This window comes from Nostoc sp. DSM 114160, from assembly GCF_053470305.1.
Genome location: NZ_JBPFGO010000004.1, coordinates 933,322 through 957,438, shown reverse-complemented (window position 1 = coordinate 957,438; position 24,117 = coordinate 933,322). Strand labels below are relative to the sequence as shown.

General features: G+C 41.0%; 4 protein-coding genes and 5 pseudogenes. 7 read left to right on the top strand and 2 right to left on the bottom strand.

Features of this window, described 5'->3' with window-relative positions; translation table 11 throughout:
* Entirely contained in the window at positions 1-3,621 is a 3,621-nt protein-coding gene (locus NSTCB13_RS35935; protein WP_448275763.1) for a response regulator, read from the top strand.
* 84 nt (positions 3,622-3,705) lie between these two features.
* Entirely contained in the window at positions 3,706-3,843 is a 138-nt protein-coding gene (locus tag NSTCB13_RS35930) for a hypothetical protein (RefSeq protein WP_448275761.1), read from the top strand.
* Positions 3,844-3,931: 88 nt separating this feature from the next.
* Here NSTCB13_RS35930 and NSTCB13_RS35925 read toward each other — a convergent pair whose 3' ends face one another.
* Both NSTCB13_RS35925 and NSTCB13_RS35920 read right to left on the bottom strand, forming a co-directional pair.
* Positions 3,932-4,825: an ABC transporter permease gene (locus tag NSTCB13_RS35925; RefSeq protein ID WP_445632130.1), complete on the bottom strand. Its 894-nt coding sequence runs from the start codon at positions 4,823-4,825 to the stop codon at positions 3,932-3,934.
* 81 nt (positions 4,826-4,906) lie between these two features.
* Positions 4,907-5,993, bottom strand: a pseudogene (locus tag NSTCB13_RS35920) (ABC transporter substrate-binding protein).
* A gap of 611 nt (positions 5,994-6,604) precedes the next feature.
* Between NSTCB13_RS35920 and NSTCB13_RS35915 the strand changes: the two are divergent.
* The 5 genes and pseudogenes from NSTCB13_RS35915 to NSTCB13_RS35895 form a co-directional block, all read left to right on the top strand.
* Positions 6,605-6,792 (top strand): annotated as a pseudogene (locus NSTCB13_RS35915) (ATP-binding protein); the annotation flags it as partial.
* 78 nt (positions 6,793-6,870) lie between these two features.
* Positions 6,871-12,351 (top strand): annotated as a pseudogene (locus tag NSTCB13_RS35910) (protein kinase domain-containing protein).
* A gap of 75 nt (positions 12,352-12,426) precedes the next feature.
* The gene (locus tag NSTCB13_RS35905) at positions 12,427-17,415 is read left to right on the top strand and encodes an AAA family ATPase (protein ID WP_448275760.1); all 4,989 of its coding nucleotides are present in this window, start codon (positions 12,427-12,429) and stop codon (positions 17,413-17,415) included.
* A pseudogene (locus NSTCB13_RS35900) lies at positions 17,381-18,217 on the top strand (sensor histidine kinase); the annotation flags it as partial. The gene NSTCB13_RS35905 and the pseudogene NSTCB13_RS35900, both read left to right, overlap by 35 nt.
* Positions 18,218-18,292: 75 nt before the next feature.
* Positions 18,293-24,101: pseudogene (locus NSTCB13_RS35895) on the top strand (AAA family ATPase).
* Positions 24,102-24,117 lie beyond the last annotated feature (16 nt).

Below are 24,117 nucleotides of genomic sequence, written 5' to 3'. Positions count from 1 at the left end.
ATGATTACAGATAACGAAATTCGGCAACAAGGTTACATCTACTTTCTAGCTGAAGCCCCAGAATTAGTCAAAATTATTGAACAAGAACTATTTAGCTTGTCGGAAGATTATAGCATTGCTAAAATTCACAATCTAATGCGAGCCACTCATACACTTAAAGGTGGTGCAGCTAACGTTGGGCTGGAATTAATTAAGACGATCGCCCATTTTTTAGAAGATGTATTTAAGGCTTTATACAATCCAAAAATGGTAGTTGATGCAGAGTTACAAACACTTTTATTACAAGCTTATGAGTGTTTGAGTATAGCATTAAATACTGAATTAATAGGTAGTACTGTTAATGACGAAGAACTGCTTCACCGAGCGACTTCAGTGTTCGCGCAGTTGCAAGAAAAGCTGGGTGATGCATTTGGATCTGAATCTCATATTCCTACTTCTGAAGAATTGGGTTTTGATATTGTACAATCTGTTTTTGAAGTAGGAGTAGAACAACGTCTAAACAGTATTGCTGACGTTATTAACAATCACCCAAATAATGACGAATTTATCGATTTTTTACACTCTCAAGCTGAAGTATTTCTGGGCTTGGCAGAATCTTTAAATTTACCTGGATTAGGAGAGATTTCCCAAACTATTCTCTCAGCGCTGCAAGCAAATCCCAGTCAGGTACAGCAAATTGCAGAAATTGCCTTAGTAGATTTACAACAAGCAAAAAAATTAGTATTAGCAGGCGATCGCACATCTGGTGGAGAACCTTCATCAGGTTTGCAAAAACTCGCAGTAGTGGAGAATCATCAGTTATCTGAAGAATTTCCAAATAATTCATTTACTGACAGATTTATCATTGATGAAGAACAATTTTATCAGTTTCTCACTACATCTGATAACAATAAGAGCGAATCGGTAAAACCAAAAACTGCCAAGTTTTATTTAAAAGTAATTCGCTACATTTATGGCTGGTTTAATCACCAGATGCAAATACCAGAAGCTGAACTCAGTTTGACTTTACTAGTTCCCAGATTAGAAAGAGAAAATCTGCTTAATTATATTGAAAACTGGCTGAAAGACTTTCTTGGTTTTGTTCAAGATGAAGAAGATAGTCAAAGCCTTTGTATTTATCGACGTGGCATAATCTTAATTATTCTATTTGCCGTTGCCAAGTTTCAATATTCTCTGAAAGCATCTGATAGTCACCTTTCAGGAATTAAATTATTACAAAACCAAATTCACAAATTAGCAAAAGAATATAAAAATTATCCTCCTGTTACTAAGGAAGAGAAAAATTGGCTTGATAGTCCAAAGTTACAAAACCTGTTAGTGATTAAAGAAATTGTATCTTCTCAATCAACTGATAATTTGCTAGAAGCAATATGGGGAGAAGAAACTAGGCAAAATCTTGCTGTTGAAGTCGTAACAACCCAGACTGATAATTATTCAGGAAAACTTGATTCATTAACTGTCAGCGAACAGGTAGTTGTAGATATTCCGGAAACAGCTATTGAAGTTATGCCTGAGATAGCTACACAAATCAACAAAGAAATAGAAGATAAATCACAGTATGTTCAAACTAAAAACTTTCGCCAACCTTCATTTATTCGGGTAGATACAGAGAGACTGCAACATCTCAATTATCTGGCAGGAGAATTGCTGATTTACCAAAAACGACGTAGTTTAAAAGATGAACAAATCAAAGAAATAATTGAGCAATTAGTACAGCAACTCACTAGACACCAAACAACTTTAAATGAGTTACGCGATTTACCTTTACAAATACAAAACATTACATCGGAACAAACGCAAAGTTTTGCAGTGGATTTTGACTCTCTAGAAATGGATGTATATACAGAATTTCACATGACATTGCATGAAGCAATAGAAGAGACACTGCAACTACAAGAAACCACAGAGTCTCTTGACTTGCTTCTGACACAAGCTACTCAAATTAGCGATCAAAAAGAGAATTTAACTCTTAATATTATAGATAGCTTAGTCGAAGCAAGAATGTCGCCTTTGGGTAATATTCTGAACCGTTTCCCCCAGATGGTAAACAAGTTGGGGAATGTTCATGCCAAACTTGTTGAATTGAAACTTACTGGTAGTGAAGTACTGGTAGATAAAGCGATCGCCGAAAAGCTCTACGATCCTTTGTTACACTTAGTGCGTAATGCTTTTGACCACGGTATTGAAGCTCCGCAAGTTCGCCGAGAGCTTGGTAAACCAGAAGAAGGTTTAATCGAAATCTACGCTTATCATCAGGGTAGCCAAACTGTTATCGAAGTTCGAGATGATGGTCAAGGATTGAATTTAGACAGAATTCGCAGAAAAGCTGCCGAACTTTATCCCATACAAACTGAAGAAAAAACTAGAAACTATGCTTCTAGTCTGGCTGAACCTGAACTTTTAGATTTGATATTTTCGCCTGGATTTACTACTGCAAATAAAGTAAGTGAAATTTCTGGGCGCGGTATGGGTTTAGATATTGTGCGTACTCAAATGCACGCTCTCAACGGCTCGATTTCAGTTCAATCTTTACCCAACCAAGGAACAATATTCATCCTCAAAATTCCTTTTTCTATGACTACAGAGAAGTTAATGCTAGTTCAAGCCAAAGGTGTTGTTTATGGTCTGATGTTGGACAGTATCGAAAAAATATTGATTCCTTCTGAACAGCAGATTAAAGAAATTGAAGGTAAAAAAGTCTTATATTTGAATATAGACAATGATGAGACTATGGTCAGCCTTCGTCAACTTTCAAAGTTGATTAATTATAATGGATCATTCATTAATAACGAGACTTCATACAATACTTCAAATACCCAAAACCCAAGCATAGCAAAGAATCCGGTGCTTTTGCTACAGCGAAATCAGGGAAAGGTTGCTTTAGAAGTTGACCAGATAATCGGCGAACAAGAACTGGTAATCAGACCTTTAGGAAATGCGATCGCACCGCCAAAATACATTTATGGTTGTAGTAGTTTAGCTAATGGTAATCTCATCTTAGTAATTGATGCTTTGTTGTTGATAAGATCTAGCGAAATCCAACAAACAACACTTGATATCAGGGCGCTACCAGTAGCTTCTGCGTCAAATATAAAAGCCTTGCCAATATCAGGGCATACTTTTTCATCTACACCATTACTTGCGGCATCGACTTCCACAACAACTATAGAAACCCAACCCAGTTATTCTCAAGAGCCAGATTATAAATCACCAAAAGTTGTTTTAGTAGTAGATGATGCAATTAGTCTCCGGCAAACTCTCTCTCTAACTCTCCAAAAATCTGGCTATCAAGTAATACAAGCTCAAAATGGTGTAGAAGCTCTAGAAAAATTGCAGTTACATCCTGAAATTCAAGTTGTCGTCTCCGATTTAGAGATGCCAAGAATGAATGGTTTTGAGTTGTTGAGCAATTTCCGCCAATACACAAATTTAGCAAAAATTCCTGTTGTGATTCTTACTTCTCGCAGCGCTGAAAAACATCGCCAGCTTGCTAAAGAATTAGGTGCAAAAGCTTACTTAATCAAACCTTTTTTAGAGCATGAGTTGATCTCTAAAATTAAGGAGTTAATTAACAATAATACAGATGATTTAGATCGTTTACTCATAGTGAAAAATAATTGATAATTTTGACAATGCGATCGCCTTAATTAAGTAAGGCTATTTCACAACAATCAAATAGCCCTACTTAATTACCAGGTAGATTATTTGGATCTACACCTAGAGAACGTAAATACTCGGCTAATTGTTCAGCCCGCGATCGCTCTTGTTGTGCCTGTTCTGGATCTGTGTTTTAATCTTCGTTATCCACTGGTGTATCGTCTGAACAGGGAAGTTCGTCAGTAGTTGGTAACGCATTTTTGAGATCGGGTGAGAGCATAACCGTTGTCTCGCTAGCGTTTGATGCCTTTATTATAAGTGAGCGACCAAAAGTTTAGCGTTTGGGTGTAGCTTCCCCAAACTTGATTAAAAGTGCGATCGCAATACTAACTAGCAAAATTAACGTCATACTCAAGGCTGAACCAAATCCCCAATTTTGCGTTGCTCCAAGAAACTGATTATAAACTAACCGCGCCGCCGTCATACTAGAAGCACCACCGAGTAATTCTGGATCGACAAAATCCCCTAAGCCTGTGATGAATACAAGCATGGAAGCAGCCGCAATTCCCGTAAAAATTTGCGGTACGGTTACTTGGAAAAAAGTTTCCACCGGATTTGCACCTAAATCAGCCGCAGCTTCTAACAACCGCTTGTCTAGCTTTTCAAGAGAAGCATATAAAATCAAAACCATATAAGGTAATAAGCTGTAACTCATGCCAATCAATACAGCTTGACTATTGTTAAGTAATTCCCAAGTAGGCAAGCCTAAATTGCTGAGTAAACTGTTTAATAAACCAGTAGGACGAAGAATTGTAATCCATGCATAAGAACGGAGTAAGGAAGAAGTCCACAAAGGTAGAACAAAGCCTAATAGCAGTAAATTTCGCCAACGCTGTGGCGCTATCTGAGCAATCCAATAGGCGACGGGGAACCCCAAAATTAAACAAATAATGGTAGTACCAAACGCAAAAAATAGCGATCGCCAAATTACTTGCACGTAAAGGGAGTCAAATATTCGGATGTAGTTTTTGAATCCGTTGGGGTTGACCAAATCTCCCGGTCGGATATCTGCAACTAAACTTAACTCGAAAATGAGCAAAGATGGCAGCACCAACAAAAGTAATAGCCAAATCCCAGATGGTGCAAGCAATACCAAGGGTTGCAGCCAATTTCTAACGGGGTGCTGCAATTTGTCTATTTTAGAAATTTCATTTTTTTCCAAATTAATCACTCTTAACTCCCAACTCCTAACTCTTTTAACTGCTAGTTAATTGAATTAATCACTCCCAACTCCTAACTTCTAACTCTTTTAACTGCTAGTTAATTGAGTCCAATAACGATCGTAAACCTCTTCAAATTCTCCTACAGGTGTAACACGTTCGCAATTTTTTAACAGTGACTCTGGCGGAAACAAATTAGTGTTGTTTTGAATTGTTTTTGGTAATTCCTCAAATCCGGCGCTATTCGGCGTAGAAATATTCAGGCGTTGAGTGATTTGGGCTGCGATTTCTGGTTGCAAAATCATGTTAATCCAAGCATAGGCTCCAGCTTGGTTGGGGGCTGTGTTGGGAATTACAATAGTGTCTGTCCATAATGAAGAACCACTACGAGGAATCACATATTTGAATTTAGGATTTTCTTGAGAGATTTTCACTGCATCTGCCGAATAACACATTGCCAATAATAAATCTCCTGCCAGAATTTGATTTTGCCAAGCGTCGGTGTCAAAACGGGCGATCGCAGGTTTTAAAACTTTCAATTTTTCATAAGCTTGTTTGATTTCTTGTTCATTTTTTGAGTTATAAGAATAACCGAGCATTCGTAAGGTTGCACCCATCACTTCTCGAACATCATTGAGCAAAGTCATTCGTTGATTAAGTTGCTCTTGATTTTGCCAAAGGTAATCCCAGTCTTGGGGTGCATCTTTAATTTTTTCGGAATTATAAAGTAAACCTGTTGTTCCCCAATTAAAAGGGATACTATAGCGGTTATTGGGGTCATAACTAGGATTTTCAAACCGAGGAAATAAATTCTCTAGACCGATTAAGCGATCGTGATTTATTTCTGTTAGCAAACCTTTGTCTACCATCTTCTGCACCATATAATCAGATGGATTGATGATGCTGTAAGTGCCACCGCCTCCAGCTTGCAATTTAGCCAGCATGACATCATTGGAATCATAGACATCTGCCAGCACTTTTATGCCAGTTTGAGCGCTAAAAGTTTTCAATAATTGATTGTCAGTATATTGCGTCCAGGTAAAGATATAAAGTTGGTCGCGCTGACTATTGGTATTAGAATTAGCACGTACTTCAGCTAGCCTCCAGCCACAACCACCTAAAGATAAGCTAGAAAGTGCTGTCACCCCCTTTTAAAAATTGGCGTCTGTTAATCATTAAGTTAATAGTTAATCATCTTTTGTATTGTTGTCGATTGATTCTAAATATGCCTTTAATTGGAGTGCCCATAGGTAGCAATACTGCTCGGTTAACCATTTTTAACTCGGCATTGGGTTTGGGGTAAAGGTTAAAGGGTAAAGGTTAAAGGGTAAAGGTTAAAGGGTAAAGGTTTTTTCTTTCCCCTTTCTTCTTCCCCTTTTCCCCAAAACCCGACAAGTATTGCCATAGGTAGTTTAAAGATTAACTTAAGTGTATTTAACTGTGCAACTGTTAATAAATTACCCCTGTTAGCTAGTGTTAGGCACGGTTTTTAATCAAGCTTGAGTTATAAAAATTAACAAAGCTAGCGATACCTTCTCTACGAGAGGCTTCTCTTTCAGAGACGCTAACGCGAACGCCAACGGTGAGCTTCTCTTCGAGACGCTCCGCGAACGCTAACGCCAAATTATCAAGGAAACTCAGTGTGGCAAGCTGAACTGCACTTCTGTATTAGCAAAAATTACAGGGTTTGTCGTCCTTACCTTACCAGTTAAAACTGTGACGTGTTTTGGATTCACAACAGTAAGGAAGAATTATCCAAATTCCTAATTGGCAAAATTTTTGCTTTCAATGACAAGGGAATGAATCAACAAATAAAATCGAAAATATTTGACCATTGATTTACTACAAAAGCGGTTGTAAAGGTACAGGATTGGGACTTGCGATCGCTCGACAAATCGTCGAAGAGACTCACAACAGAAAATTGCATTTTAACTCAGTTCTGGGTAAGGGGACAGAATTTATCGTTGAAATTTAAGTATAATTTTTGGCTCGTTTAGTAAACAATTTCAGACATCTGGGAATACTAAATTTGGAGTCTTAAAGATTTAGCAGCATGGTTAGCACTTTTGTAAATATTCCTGGATACAAGGTTAACGAAGAACTCTACAATGGTTCGAGAACCCTAGTTTATCGAGGGTATCGAGAGAGTGACTCATTACCAGTAACGATCAAACTGCTGAAAAATCCATATCCGAGTTTTGGCGAACTTTTGTCGTTTCGCAATCAGTACGCCATTGCGAAAAATCTCAACTCACCGCTAATCGTCCAAAGCTACAGCCTCCAACCCTATCAGAATGGCTATGCGTTGGTAATGGAATTTGGGGGGATTTCTCTCAAAGAATGGCTCCTCAGCCAAAGCCGACAATCTCTACAAGAATTTTTAGAAATTGCGATCGCCCTCTGCGACACCTTAGATTTACTCTACCGCGAGCGCATTATTCATAAAGATATCAAACCCAGCAATATATTAATTAATCCCCAAACCAAACAAGTTAAATTAATCGACTTTAGTATTGCATCTCTATTACCAAGAGAAACCCAAACCTTCGTCAATCTCAATGTGTTAGAAGGGACACTTGCTTATATTTCCCCCGAACAAACAGGCAGAATGAATCGGGGGATTGACTACCGCACAGACTTATATTCACTCGGCGTAACTTTCTACGAATTACTGACGGGAGAATTACCTTTTGCATCAAACGATCCAATGGAGTTGGTACATTCTCATATTGCAAAACTTCCAGAAAAATTGACGAGCAAATCAGAAAGAGAAATTCCTCAAGTACTAGATGATATCGTCATGAAGTTGATGGCGAAAAACGTCGAAGATAGATATCAGAGTGCATTAGGACTGAAGTTTGATTTAGAAAATTGTCTGCATCAGTTACAAGTTTCGGGTAAGATTGAAAGTTTTGAAATAGCGAGTCGGGATGTGTGCGATCGCTTCATTATCCCCGACAAACTCTACGGACGAGAAAGCGAAGCAGCAACTTTACTGCAAGCCTTTGATAGAGTCGCTAACCCCCCTGAATCGGGACATAGGGGGGTAGAAATGATGCTCGTTGCAGGGTTTTCTGGAATTGGCAAAACCGCCGTCGTCAACGAAGTGCATAAACCGATTGTCAGGCAGCGCGGCTACTTCATCAAAGGCAAATACGATCAATTCAAGCGCAACATTCCTTTGAGTGCTTTTGTACAAGCTTTCCGCGACTTGATGTCACAACTATTGAGTGAAACTGATATTCAGCTAATGCACAAAGGCAACCCCTTCTTTGCCACCCAATTTCTCAAAGCTTTGCACGAGGAAGGATACATTACTTTTGACTTCAATGGCGGACATTGGCAGTGCGATATTGCAGTAGTGAAGACACTCGCGCTCACCGATGATGTAGTAGAGTTCATGGCAATGCAATTGCAAAAGTTGCCCGATGAAACTCAAAATGTACTCAAACTTGCTGCCTGTATTGGCGCTCAATTTGATTTAGCAACTTTGGCGATTGTTTCGCAACAATCGGAAATTGACACGGCTGCGGCTTTATGGAAAGCTTTGCAAGAAGGGTTGGTTTTACCAATTGGTGAATGTTTATAAATTTTATCAACAACAGTCATTAGTCATCCCTACCCTTCGGGAACGACTTCGTCGAACGGCTCCGCTCAGGGCGAGTAGTCATTTGTCATTAGACAAGAGCGAACAAATGACCAATGACCAAGGACAAATGACAGTTTCTTACAAATTCTTACATGACAGAGCGCAACAAGCAGCTTATTCCCTGATTCCTGATAACCAAAAACAAACGACTCATTACCAAATCGGACAACTGCTGCTACAACAGATTTCCGCACAAGCTAGAGTTGACCGGATTTTTGAAATCGTCAATCAATTAAATCACGGAACTGCTTTAATTACCCAACAAACCCAACGAGAAGAATTAGCCCAACTCAATTTAATTGCTTGTCGCAAAGCCAAAACTTCAACCGCCTATCAAGCAGCCCATGAATATGCCACCGTGGGATTATCTTTGTTGGGACAAGCTTGGCAACAACACTATGAAATGACCCTCGCTTTCCATGAATTAGCGGCAGAAGTGGCAATGCTGGGTGGTGATTTTGAGGCGATGGAACAGTTCATTAATATTGTCATTGAACAGGCCCATGACTTACTAGAAAAGGTCAATGTTTACCGCATTAGGATTCAAGCCAAGGTTTCCCAAATGCAATTTACTGAAGTATTGGGCATCGGCATCAATCTCTTACAACAATTGGGGATAACGATGACCGAATCACCCACAATGGCAGATATTCAGCAATCAATCCAAGAAATTAGCGAATTCATTGGCGACCAAAAAGTTGAAGATTTTGCCGATCTCCCTGTCATGACCGATGCCAAGAAAATAGCCATTACCCAGATCGCCAGCAGTATCATGGCAACCGCTTACAGCTGTGGCTCTCTTTTGTATCCATTATTAACGACCTTGGTCGTCAAATTATCTCTGCGACACGGAAATATCTCTGTTTCTGCTACTAACTATGCTTGCTACAGCCTGGTTCTCTGTAACATCCAGAAAGATATAGATTTAGCTGCACAATTTGGCCAGTTGGCATTGCATCTCGCTTTAAAATTTGATGATAAAGCGCCGAAACCTGAAGTATTTTTGCTGCTAGGTGGTTATATTCTCCACCGAAACTATCACATTGCAGAAACTTTACCCGTCTTGAAGGAGGGCTACACGCTGGGGCTAGAGATTGGCAATCTGGAATATGCTGGATATTGCGCTCAAACTTTCTGTCGGAATGCTTTTTACTGCGGTCAACCCCTTGCTGAGTTGGAGCAAAATACACGCAATTACTATCATGCTTTAGTGCAATTGAAGCAGTTAGGATCGGCAAATTCCTGTCTGATCTATTGGCAAGCAATTTTAAATTTACTGGGTTTTGCAGAACATCCCACTATTTTTTCTAGCTCTGCATTGCAAGAAACAGAATTTCTGCCTCTGCTGCGGTCTGCAAATGATTGGCATGGCTTATATATGTTTTACTCATATAAGTTGACCCTTGGCTTTTTGTTTGGGGACTTTGAGGCAGCAAACAATCTTGCGCTTGAGTGCAGAAACTATTTCATGGGAGGTGCAAGTACAGTTGGCGAACCTGCATTTTATTTCTATGATTCTTTGATTGCTCTAGCACAATTGACTCAGCGATCGGGCGAAGTATCAACCGCATTAGAGCGAGTAGCAGACAACCAAACTATTTTACAGCACTGGGCGCACTATGCCCCAATGAACTATCAGCATAAGGTTGATTTGGTAGCAGCTGAAAAATGTCGAGTGTTAGGACAAAAAACCGAAGCAATTGAGCTATATGACCAGGCAATTTATCTTGCTAAAGCCAACGAATATATCCAGGATGAAGCCCTTGGCAACGAACTAGCAGCAAAGTTTTACCTAGATTGGGGTAAACAGCGCATTGCTGGGGAGTACATGATTGAAGCTTACTACGGCTATGCTCGCTGGGGTGCAAAAGCCAAAGTTGCAGATTTAGAAAAACGCTATCCCCAATTACTCGCTCCAGTATTACAGCAAAATTGTTCGACCCTTTCCACTCATGAAACTATCTTTGCCCTGGGGACTGTCACTTCCACTTCTGCCACTTCTAGCAGCAGTCTCTCACATACCTTAGATTTAGAAGCGATTCTCAAAGCTTCTCACACAATCTCCAGTGAAATCGAACTGGAAAAACTGCTTGCATCTTTACTGAGAATCGTCATCGAAAATGCCGGGGCTGATAAATGCGTGTTAATACTGTTGCGAGACAGTCGCCTGTTGATTAAAGGGTCAATGACTCTGGGAACAGAACCAGTAGTATTGCAGAAAATTCCTGTGGAGGAGAGTCAGGATATTCCCCAAAAGCTCATTTACAAAGTCTTGCATAATAGTCAGACTATTGTCCTGCTGGATGCAACAGCAGATCCCACCTTAGCCAACGACCCCTATATCATACGTCAGCAGCCCAAGAGTATTTTGTGTAGCCCGATTTTGCATCAAGGCAAGTTGAGAGGCATTTTATATCTAGAAAATAACTTAGCAACGGGGGCATTCACCAGCGATGGCTCCGCCAACGCCAAGGGCGATCGCATCGAACTCCTGAATTTAATCTGCGCTCAAGCTGCAATTTCCTTGGAAAATGCGCGACTTTACGAACGTTCCTTAGAATATGCCCAACAATTAGAGCGATCGCTTGCCGAATTGAGTGCTGCACAGTCTCGCTTTCATAACTTAGTAAACAATGTACCTGGAGTAGTTTATCAATACAGCATGAGTGCCAATGGGGTTATATCGTTGAGTTACATTAGTGCCGACTGTTACAGCTTGCTGGAAATTACCCCAGAGCAAGCCATATCTAATTGGCAGTTTTTCGACAATCTGGTGTATGCAGATGATGTCGTGAGTTATCAGCAGTCCCAGATTGATTCGATTCAAACCTCATCTCCTTGGCAATGGTCTGGACGAATTGTTACACCCTCTGGAATTATCAAGTGGATTCATGGCGAATCAAGAGTCCAAAGATTTGCTGATGGGTCTATGGTTTGGGATGGCTTATTTTTGGATATTAGCGAACAGCAAGCAGCACTTCACAAACGCAAAATTGCTGAACTTGCTTTAGAGCAAAAATCACTCGACTTAGAACAAGCACTAATTGATTTACAAAACGCCCAATTACAAACGATCCAAAGTGAAAAGATGTCTGCTTTGGGTAACTTAGTTGCTGGGGTAGCCCACGAAATGAATAATCCTTTGGGTTTTATTTCTGCCAGTATTAAACAAGCTAAACCCACGATCGCCGATATTGTCGAACACTTAAAACTCTATCAAGAAACTTTATCTGATAAGAGTGAAGAAATCCTCGACCACGAGTCAGAAATTGACTTGGAATATAGCTTAGAAGACTTGCCAAAAATGCTTAATTCGATGACGATGGCATGCGACAGGCTGAAAAACATCAGCACCAGTTTGAGAACTTTTTCTCGTGCCGATCGCGATTACAAAGTACCTTTTAATATCCACGAAGGTATTGATAGCACGATTTTAATTTTGAAACATCGTCTCAAAGCTAACTCTGAACGTCCGGCGATTGAAGTTGTCACTAACTACGGCGATTTACCGCCAGTTGAATGTTTCCCCGGACAATTAAATCAGTATTTATGAATATTATTGCTAATGCTATTGATGCTTTAGAAGAGTCGAATATTGGGCGAAGTGGGGCAGATATTCAAGCCAATCCCAACCGAATTACTATTACTACTGCCGTGCAAAATGATTTCGTAAAAATTGCTATTGCAGATAATGGTCAGGGAATGAGTGAATCGGTAAAACAAAAGATTTTTGACCATTTGTTTACTACGAAATGTGTAGGTAAAGGAACGGGGTTAGGGTTGGCGATCGCTCGGCAAATTGTTGAATCAACCCACGGCGGCAAATTGAGTTGTAACTCTGTTGTTGGTCAAGGCACTGAATTTATTATTGAAATTCCGGTGTAAATTTTTATTCTTGTTTCTAAATAACTTTAGATATCTGGGAACACTATATCAGTAAATCATCACTTCTTCAGCAGTATGATAGCCACTTTTGTGAGAATTCCTGGATATAACGTTACCGCAGAAATCTACAACGGTTCGAGAACCGTGGTTTATCAAGCAGTTCGAGAAACTGACTCTTTAAGAGTAGCAATCAAACTGCTGAAAAATCCTTATCCCAATTTCAGCGAACTCTTGTCGTTTCGCAATCAGTATGTGATTGCGAAAAATCTCCACTCACCTCTAATCGTCCAAACTTATAGCCTAGAACCGTACCAAAATGGCTATGTTTTAGTCATGGAAGACTTTGGGGGAATTTCTCTGACAGATTATTTCACCTCTGACCAGACGCTACATATCGCTTCTCTACAAGAGTTTTTAGAAATAGCGATCGCACTCTGCGACACCTTAAATTTACTCTACCAAGAGCGGATTATTCATAAAGATATTAAACCTAGCAATATATTAATTAATCCCGAAACCAAACAAGTTAAATTAATTGACTTTAGTATTGCATCACTATTACCAAGAGAAACCCAAACCCTCGTTAACCCCAATGTTTTAGAAGGAACATTAGCTTATATCTCTCCCGAACAAACAGGCAGAATGAATCGGGGGATTGACTATCGCACAGATTTTTATTCACTCGGCATAACTTTCTACGAATTACTCACTGGAGAGTTACCTTTTGCGTCCAACAATCCAATGGAGTTGGTACATTCTCATATTGCCAAAATCGCACCATTAGTACACGAAATTAATCCAGAAATTTCATCTGTACTATCAAAACTTGTCAGTAAATTGATGGCGAAGAATGCTGAAGATAGATATCAGAATGTATTAGGACTGAAATTAGATTTAGAAAATTGTCTGCATCAGTTACAAGTTTCGGGTAAGATTGAGAGCTTTGAAATAGCACAGCATGATGTGTGCGATCGCTTCATTATCCCCGATAAACTCTACGGACGGGAAAATGAAGTTCAGTCTTTACTGAAAGCCTTCGAGCGTGTTGCTAGCGGCGGTTCTGAACTGATGCTAGTGGCTGGTTTTTCTGGTATTGGCAAAACTGCGGTGGTGAATGAAGTCCACAAACCCATCACCCGACAGTACGGCTATTTCATCAAAGGGAAGTACGACCAGTTTAATCGCAACATTCCGTTTTCAGCCTTTGTCCAAGCTTTTCGCAGCTTGATGGGACAAATCCTCAGCGCATCCGATACAGAATTAGCTCGCTGGAAGGAGCAAATCCTGGCGACTGTTGGTGAAAACGGACAAGTTCTGATTGAAGTCATTCCCGAACTAGAATACATCATTGGTTCCCAACCCCCGCTAATTGAATTAGTTGGGAGTGCATCTCAGAATCGGTTTAATCTGCTCTTTGGCAAATTTATTCGGGTATTTACGAAAAAAGAACATCCCTTAGCGATCTTCCTCGATGATTTGCAGTGGGCCGATTCTGCTTCTTTGAACCTTTTGAAATTGTTGATGAGCGAGTCAGAAGCAGGCTATCTACTCGTACTGGGAGCTTATCGGCATAATGAAGTTTTTCCAGCCCACCCGCTGATGCTAACTTTCAATGAGATTAGAAAACAAGGTGTCAATCTCAATACTCTCATGTTGGCTGCTTTGAATGAATTAGATATTACTTGTTTAGTTGCCGATACATTGCAGTGTTCAAATAATATCGCTGCGCCACTTTCGCACTTGGTCTACCAAAAAACTCAGGGAAATCCATTTTTCACCATTCAGTTTTTGTACGGACTGCACGAGGAAGAATGTATTTTTTTCAATCGTTCCTCCGGCTATTGGCAGTGTGACTTAACCCAGGTGACACAGTTGGCGCTGACCGATGATGTTGTGGAATTTACGATCCGACGATTGCAGAGGCTACCAGAAGCAACACAGCAAGTATTAAAGCTAGCGGCGTGCATTGGTAATCGATTTGATTTAGAAACCTTAGCAGTAGTCTGTGAAGCTACTCAAGATAGTGTAGCAGCAGACTTGTGGCGATCGCTTCAAGACGGGTTAATTATTCCAGAAAACTCAACCTACAAGTTTTTCCAAGGCAAAGGACACGATGTAGAAGCGGTTGATAACATTACTGTTAGTTATCTGTTTCTCCACGACCGAGTACAGCAAGCCGCTTACTCTCTCATTCCTGAGACTTTGAGACAAGCAACCCACTTCCAAATTGGCAAACTTCTGCTTGCTAATGTTTCAAAAGAAGAACAAGGCAGTAAAATTTTTGCGATCGTCAATCACTTAAATGAGGGCTTGGTACTTCATCAAAGCCAGGAAGAACGTTCAGAACTTTTACAACTAAACTCTATTGCCGGGAAAAAGGCTAAAGAGTCTACTGCCTATGGAGTTGCTGTTAACTACTTTACGGTAGCTGAGAGCTTGTTACCTCCAGATAGTTGGCAGCAATGTTATGAGAAGTCCTTAGATGTTTATTTCAATCTCGCAGAAGTTAAGTATTTGTCTGGAGATTTTCAATCTTCTCTAGCCATTGTTGAAGCGATCTCTAGCTTTGCAAGACAACAAATTGAAAGAGCTGAAGCCTTTAACCTAGCGATTTTGATGTTCACATTGCAAGGTCAGTACCTCCAAGCACTTCAGTATGGACAAAAGGCATTGTCTTGCTTGAATTTTGATTTATCAGAAATAGACTTACTAGAGAAACTTGAATCTTACCAACGTGAGATTCAATTGAAATTAGGCGATCGCACAATAGAGCAGCTCGTTGATGAACCAGAAGCCACCGATCCAGAAAAACGCCTGATTATCAAAATATTGAATAATTTAATCGTACCCGTTTATGTTCTCCAAAAGGCAGAACTATACTTTGTCGTCGCGTTATCGATGGTTTCAGTATCTCTCAATTTTGGCGTAATAGCTGAATCAGGAAACGGATTTTCCGCCTATGGAATGTATCTCGGATATTATCAAAGCAACTATCGATCTGGCTATGAATTTGGAGTACTTGCAGAAAGTTTAGCCAAACGATTTAAGCAAGCAGATAATCTATGCAAAGCTTGTTATATGCTGGGGAATAATCTGCTTTCATGGGTGCGTCCCTTGCGTTGCTCAGGGCCTATTTTCGATCGAGGATTAGTGGCTGGGCTACAGTCTGGGGAGATGGTTTTCTCAGGTAATCTTTTGATGTACAAGCTGCTCAATCCATTTTATGCAGGAGAAAACCTATTAGAAATTCAGCAAAATCTTCCTGAATATTTAGAATTTTGTGCCAAGAAACTTAACTATCAGCTTACTGTGGATGTGCTCTCTGGATTAAACATTGCGCTTGCTGAACTGACAGCTAGTTCTGCTCTTGATATCCCGACTGAGCAGCAGCATCTTGAAGTATGTAGAATAAACAACAGCGATTATGCAATTTGCCACTATTTGCTCCTAAAAACTAAAATTCTCTGTTTTTACGGACGCTATGAGGAGGCATTGAAATCGGCTCAGGGGGCTGAAGACCTCGTTGGTACAATTACTGGAAAATATCAGGTTGCAGCGATCAATTTCTATCAATCTATTGCTATAGCTGAATACTGCCGGAGTCATTCTCTAGGTTTAGACAATAGTTACATCCAAAAAGTTAAATCAAACCAAGTGCAACTGAGTCTATGGGCAGCTAGTTGTCCGGAAAACTTTGCTCATAAGTACGATCTCGTGAATGCAGTTTTAAGCGTTTTATCAGGACAGAAAACAGAAGCAATTGAACTATTTGATAGTGCTATTTCTCTTGCTGAAGTCAATGGCTATCTGCAAGAACAAGCCTTAGGAAACGAACTTGCAGGTAAATTCTGCCTCGAATGGGGCAAAGAAAAATTCGCCGCAGGCTATATACAAGAAGCTTACTATTGTTACGCAAAATGGGGTGCAAAGGCCAAAATTGCCGATCTGGAAAGACACTATCCGCAACTGCTAACCCCTATCCTCCAGCAAATCCATACTCCCTTCTCCACTAGAGACACAATCTTCACATTGGCAAATGTTACATCCGTCAGTTCCAGCATTTCCGACAGTAGTAATGTATCTGTTGCTTTAGATTTAGCTGCCATTCTCAAAGCTTCTCATACTATCTCAGGTGAAATCGAATTTGAAAAACTGCTTTCATCGTTACTTGAGATCGTCATTGAAAATGCGGGGGCTGATAAATGCGTGTTTATGCTCTTGCGAGACGAGCGCCTGTTAATCAAAGGAGCGATTACCACAGGTTCAAAGCCAATTGTCTTGCAGCGTATTCCCATTGAAGATAGTCACGACATTCCCCACAGACTGATTTACAAAGTCAAACATGACAAGCAGACTGTTGTGCTACTAGATGCAACTGCCGATTTGACTCTCGCCAACGACCCATACATCATGCGCCAGCAGCCGAAAAGTATCTTGTGCAGCCCGATTTTGCATCAAGGGAAGTTGATGGGCATTTTATATCTCGAAAACAGTTTAGTCACGGGGGCCTTTACAAAAGAGCGCGTCGAACTTCTCAACTTACTTTGCGCTCAAGCTGCCATTTCCTTGGAAAATGCCCGACTTTACGAACATTCCTTAGAAAATGCCCAACAATTAGAACAGTCGCTGTCGGAGTTGAATACGGCCCAGTCTCGCTTCCACAACTTAGTAGATAACGTGCCTGGAGTAGTTTATCAATACCAGATGACTCCTGATGGGGTTTCCACACTGACTTATATCAGCGCCGACTGTTACAACCTGTATGAAATCACCCCAGAGCAGGCTACTGCCAATGTAGATTTTCTCACACAAATGGTGCATCCAGAGGACTTCGCTTCTTACCAGCAGTCCACAAGCGATCTCGTTCAAACGCTATCTTCTTGGCATTGGGAGGGGCGAATCATCACCTCTTCAGGAATCGTCAAGTGGATTCACGGAGAAACGCGAACCCATCGCCAGGATGATGGTTCGATCGTTTGGGATGGATTGTTTTTAGATATTAGCGATCGCAAGCAAGCAGAAACTGGCATTGCAACAAGCTCAATTACAAATTGTTCAAAGTGAGAAAATGTCTGTGTTGGGTAACTTAGTTGCTGGTGTTGCTCACGAAATGAATAATCCTTTAGGTTTTATTTCTGCCAGTCTTCAACAAACTAAACCCACCATTGCCGATGTTACCGAACACCTGAAATTATATCAAGAAACTTTCCCAAATAAAAGTGAAGAAATCGAAGACCATGCAGAATCAATTGACTTGGAATATAGCTTATCAGACTTGCCCAAAATGCTTGATTCCATGACGATGGCGTGCGAAAGATTGAAAAATATCAGCACCAGTTTGAGAACTTTCTCTCGTGCCGATCGCGATTACAAAGTGATGTTTAATATCCACGAAGGTATCGATAGCACTATTCTCATTCTCAAACATCGTTTGAAAGCTAACCCTGAACGTCCGGCGATTGAAGTTGTTACAAACTACGGAAATTTACCGCAAGTTGAATGCTTCCCTGGACAATTAAATCAGGTATTTATGAATCTTTTGGCTAATGCTATTGATGCATTAGATGAATCGAATACCGGGCGCAACCTTCAGGACATCAAAGATAATCCCAACCAAATTACCATTACAACTTCAATCGAAAATAATTTCGTGAAAATTGCCATTGCTGATAACGGCAAAGGGATGAGTGAATCAGTCAAATCAAAAATATTTGACCATCTATTTACTACGAAATGTGTGGGTAAAGGTACGGGGTTGGGATTGGCGATCGCAAAACAAATCGTCGAATCAACCCACAGCGGCAAATTGAATTGTAATTCTGTTATCGGTCAAGGTACAGAATTTATCATTGAAATTCCGGTGTAAACTTTTATTCTGGTTTCTAAATAACTTGAGATATCTGGGAACACTATATCTGTAAATCTTCACTTTTTCAGCAGTATGGTCAGCACTTTTATTAGGATTCCCGGATATCGCTTAACTGAAGAACTCTACAATGGTTCCAGAACCCTAGTTTATCGAGGATATCGAGAAACTGACTCATTACCTATAGTCATTAAACTGCTGAAAAATCCCTATCCGAGTTTTAGCGAACTCTTGTCGTTTCGCAATCAGTACACCATTGCCAAAAATCTGGATTCACCTCTGATAGTTCAAACTTATAATCTGGAACCTTACCAAAATGGCTATGCATTGGTGATGGAAGACTTTGGCGGTATTTCTCTCAAGGAATGGAAACTCACAGGAAATCTCCAATCTCTACAGGAGTTTCTAGAAATTGCGATCGCTCTGTGCGACACCTTAAATTTACTCTACCACGAGCGCATTATTCATAAAGATATCAAACCCAGCAATATATTAATTAATCCCGAAACCAAACAAGTTAAATTAATTGACTTTAGTATTGCATCACTTTTACCACGGGAAACTCAAACACTAGTTAATCCTAATGTATTAGAAGGGACACTAGCTTATATTTCCCCCGAACAAACAGGCAGAATGAATCGAGGGATTGACTATCGCACAGATTTTTATTCCTTGGGTGTCACCTTCTACGAATTATTGACAGGAGAGTTGCCGTTTCAATCAAATGACCCGATGGAATTAGTGCATTGCCATATCGCCAAAGCAGCACCATTAATACATGAAATCAACCCACAAATTCCCTTAGTAATTTCAGAAATTGTCATGAAACTCATGGCAAAAAATGTAGAAGAGCGCTATCAGAGTGCCTTAGGACTAAAATACGATTTAGAAAAATGTTTATGTCAGCTAAAAGAAACAGGAGAAATTCACAAGTTTGAAATTGCGAGTCGGGATCTGTGCGATCGCTTCCTCATTCCCGACAAACTCTACGGACGAGAAACCGAAGTAGAAACTCTATTACAAGCATTCGATCGAGTAAGTCAAAGCACAACAGAAATGATGCTGGTAGCAGGTTTTTCCGGCATTGGGAAAACAGCCGTCGTCAACGAAGTTCACAAACCAATTGTCAAGCAACGCGGTTATTTCATCAAAGGAAAATTCGACCAATTTCAACGGAACATTCCCTTCTCTGCTTTTGTCCAAGCATTTCGGGATTTAATGGGGCAATTATTAACCGAAAGCGATGTTCAGCTAGAGCAATGGAAGAATCAAATATTAGCAGCACTTGGAGAAAATGGACAAGTAATTATCGAAGTGATTCCCGAACTAGAGCGCATTATTGGCAAACAACCTTCTGTCCTCGAACTCTCTGGCAGTGCTGCTCAAAATCGCTTCAACTTACTGTTGGAAAAATTTATCCAGGTGTTCGCTACAAAAGAACATCCTCTAGTCATTTTCATTGATGATTTGCAGTGGGCAGATTCGGCATCGCTGAAGTTGATGCAGCTGTTGATGAGTAAAGCTGATAGTCAGTATCTCTTACTGATTGGCGCATACCGGGATAACGAAGTTTCACAAGCCCATCCATTAATGTTGATGCTGCAAGACCTGGAAAAAGCAAAGGCAACCATTAATACTATTACCTTAGCTCCCCTGAATCGGGCATCAATAAATCAGTTAGTTGCAGATACGCTGAGTTGTTCTCTAAACTTGGCCTTACCGTTGACCGAACTGGTGATGAGCAAGACAAAAGGTAATCCCTTCTTCACTACGCAATTTCTCAAAGCATTGCATGAAGATGGATTAATTACTTTTAACTTTGACGGTAACTATTGGCAATGTGACATTGCTCAGGTGCGATCGCTCTCGCTCACTAATGATGTCGTAGAGTTCATGGCAGTGCAACTAAAGAAATTGCCACTAGACACCCAAACAATTCTCAAATTGGCAGCTTGCATCGGGGCGCAGTTCGATCTCAATACTCTAGCAATTGTTTCAGAACAATCCCAAACAGACGTAGCGGCAGCGTTATGGAAAGGCTTGCAAGAAGGGTTGATTTTACCAATTAGTGAAGTTTATAAGTTTTACCAACAAGAGTCTTTAGTCAATAGTCATTTGTCATTCGCAGACGAAGTACAACAAACGAGCGATGACCCAGAACAATTGACAGTTACTTACAAATTTTTACACGATCGCGTCCAGCAAGCCGCCTATTCCCTAATTCCCGATGACCAAAAAGCTTCGATCCATCTGAAAATAGGTCAACTGCTGCTCGACTATACATCTGACATAGAACAGAACAACAAACTATTCGATATCGTCAATCACCTGAACAGGGGATTGAAATTGGTCGTTGAACCCGCAGAACGAGCGAAAATTGCCCGGTTAAACGGACTCGCCGCTAAAAAAGCTCGGTCTGCAACCGCCTATGAATCTGCCATAACCTACGCAAATACGGGGATCGCTCTGTTAACCCCCAATTGCTGGCAAAGTCAGTATGAATTGGCGCTAATGTTGCACGAATTGGCAGCTGAAAATGCTTTTCTTGCCGCAGACTTCGAGCAAATGGAACATTGGGCGCAGATAGTATTGCAGCAAGGAAAAACTCTCCTCGATCGGGTGAAAATCTACGAAATTCAGATTCAAAACCATACATTGCAGCATAAACTGTTGGATGCGAGCGACCTGGCGAAACAAGTGCTAAGTCAATTAGGTATTCAATTGCCCGATAGCCCCACGCAAGAAGATATCCAGCAGGGATTTCAGCATACGGTGAACCTGTTGGCGGGTAGAGCGATCGAGGAGTTATTATACCTGCCTCCCATGACGGCAGGTGAACCTCTAGCAGCGATAAAAATTGCCGCCAGCGCTGCATCAGCTATTTATATTACAAATCCATCCTTATATCCATTACTAATTCTGTCGCAGGTGAATGCCTCGATTCAATACGGCAATGCGCCATTCTCTGCCTTCTTTTATGCCCACTATGGGTCTGCTGTTGAATGGCATTTTAGAAGACATGGAAGGGGCAGAGCGGGCTGGCAAGCTAGGGTTAGCGGTCATCGAAAAACTCAATGCTAAGGAAGTTGAATGTAGAACCCGCGTTATAGCAGGGGCGCTGGTTCTGCATGGAACTACTCATCTGCAAACGTCAGTGCAAGTTCTACGGGAAGGCTACCAAATTGGATTAGACACCGGAGATTTGGAATTTGCGGGTTATGCCGCACTTCATAGCTGCAAAAATGCCTACTTCAGCAGTCAGGAACTAGGAACGCTGGAGCAAGACATCAACGCCTACAGCCAGATGCCAAAGAATCTCAAGCAGGTTCAGACGTTTAACTACTTTCAAATGCTCGGACAGGCGGTTTTTAACCTGTTGGGCAACGGTAAGAATCCCCAGCTTTCTGTGGGCGATCTGTGCGACGAGGCGCAGTTGCTACCCCAGTTGTTGGCAGCGAACGATCTGATGGGGCTTCATTTCTTCTATCTGCACAAACTGATTCTTGGCTACTTGTTTGGTGAAACGGCACAATCCCTGTTAGAGATTGCGACTGAGGGCAGACAGTATTTAACAGCAGGGGCAGGTTTGGTTACGGTGCCAATCTTTTACTTCTATGATTCTCTTGCTGCTTTAACTGGAGATTGTAGTGGGGATTCCGATCTGGGAGATCGCTTGCAACGGGTAGCAGAGAATCAGGCAAAGTTGCAGAAGCGATCGCATCATGCACCGATGAACTACTTGCATAAGTGGCATTTGGTGGAGGCAGAAAAGCATCGAGTGTTAGGTGAAAAAGCTGAAGCGATCGACTTGTACGATCGCGCCATTGCTCTGGCTAAAGAACACGGTTATATCCAAGAAGAAGCCCTCGCCAACGAACTAGCTGCCAAATTTTACCTTGACTGGGGCAAACAGCGCATTGCCCAAGAATACATCACGAATGCTTACTACGCCTATGCCCGCTGGGGTGCGAATGCCAAAGTCGCCGACTTAGAAAAACGCTACCCCCAATTACTCGCCCCCATATTACAGCAAACCCGTTTGGCCCTCTCAACTAACGAAACTATCTTCGCTTCGGGAAGTATCACCTCCACTACATCTGCTACTTCCAGCAGCAGTGCTTCTGTAGCTTTAGATTTAGCTGCCATTCTCAAAGCTTCCCAAACTATTTCTGGCGAAATCGAACTGTCCAAACTGCTTTCATCATTGCTTTCGATCATCATCGAAAATGCGGGGGCTGATAAATGCGTGTTAATGCTGTTGCAAGACTCGCGCCTGCTAATTGAAGGTTCGATTACTGAGGGAACACAGCCCGTCGTGTTGCAGCATCTTCCGATTGAAGACTCTCAGGATATTCCAAGAAAGCTGATTTACAAAGTCTTGCACAACAGGCAACCTGCTGTAATAGTTGATGCCAGTGCCGATCTGACTTTAGCAAACGACCCGTATATCATCTGTAAGCAAACCAAAAGTATTTTGTGCAGCCCAATTTTGCATCAAGGGAAATTGATCGGCATTCTATATCTAGAAAATAATTTAGCACCGGGGGCATTTACGAGCGATCGCGTCGAACTTCTCAACTTACTTTGCGCTCAAGCTGCCATTTCCTTGGAAAATGCCCAACTTTACGAACGTTCCTTAGAATCGCTATCGGAGTTGAATGCGGCCCAGTCTCGCTTCCACAATCTGGTAGACAACGTGCCTGGGGTGGTTTGTCAATACCAGATGAGTGCTGATGGCATCCTCTCGTTAAACTACATCAGTGCCGACTGTTACAATTTTTACGAAATCACCCCAGAACAAGCTGCTGTCGATCCCGATTTTCTCGACAAAATGATACATCCAGATGATCTGGCTTCTTACCTGCAAACTTACACTGACACCGTTCAAGCTCGATCTTCCTGGTGCTGGGAAGGACGAATCGTTACCCCGTCAGGAATCGTCAAATGGCTTCACGGTGAATCCAGAGTTGAACAGCGATCGGATGGCTCATTGGTTTGGGATGGATTGTTTTTGAATATTAGCGATCGAAAACTTGCAGAACTTGGCTTGCAACAAGCTCAATTACAAATTGTTCAAAGTGAAAAGATGTCTGCGTTGGGTAACTTAGTTGCTGGCGTAGCTCACGAAATGAATAATCCCTTGGGCTTTATTGCTGCCAGTATTAAACAAGCTAAACCCACCTTTTCTGATATTGTTGAACACCTGAAAATATATCAAGAAACTTTTCCACATAAGAGTGAAGAAATCCAAGACCACGAATCAGAAATCGATTTGGAATATAGCTTAGAAGATTTACCGAAAATGCTTGATTCCATGACGATGGCTTGCGACAGACTGAAAAATATTAGCACCAGTTTACGCACTTTCTCTCGTGCCGATCGCGATTACAAAGTGCCGTTTAATATTCACGAAGGTATCGATAGTACCATTCTCATTCTCAAACATCGTCTCAAAGCTAACGAACAACGTCCCGCGATTGAAGTTGTCACCAACTACGGCAATCTCCCTCAATTAGAATGTTTTCCTGGGCAACTCAATCAAGTATTTATGAATATTCTGGCAAATGCCATTGACGCATTAGAAGAGTCGAATATTGGGCGGAGTTTTGAAGATATTAAAGTTAATCCCAACCGAATTACTATTACCACTTCAATGGCAGATCGACTCGTGAAAATTGCCATTGCAGATAATGGTAAAGGGATGAGCAAATCAGTTAAACAGAAAATATTCGAGCATTTATTTACTACGAAATCTGTGGGAAAAGGTACGGGTTTGGGGTTGGCGATCGCTTTTCAAATCGTCGAATCAACCCACGGTGGCAAATTGAGTTGCAACTCTGTTCTCGGTGAAGGTACAGAATTTATCGTTGAAATTGCAATGTAAATCTTTGCTCTTGTTT

What these genes read in the sequence shown, in the direction of transcription:
- NSTCB13_RS35935 (WP_448275763.1), top strand. Translation starts at nt 1, where the DNA reads ATGATTACAGATAACGAAATTCGGCAACAAGGTTACATCTACTTTCTA.
- NSTCB13_RS35905 (WP_448275760.1), top strand. Translation starts at nt 12,427, where the DNA reads ATGATAGCCACTTTTGTGAGAATTCCTGGATATAACGTTACCGCAGAA.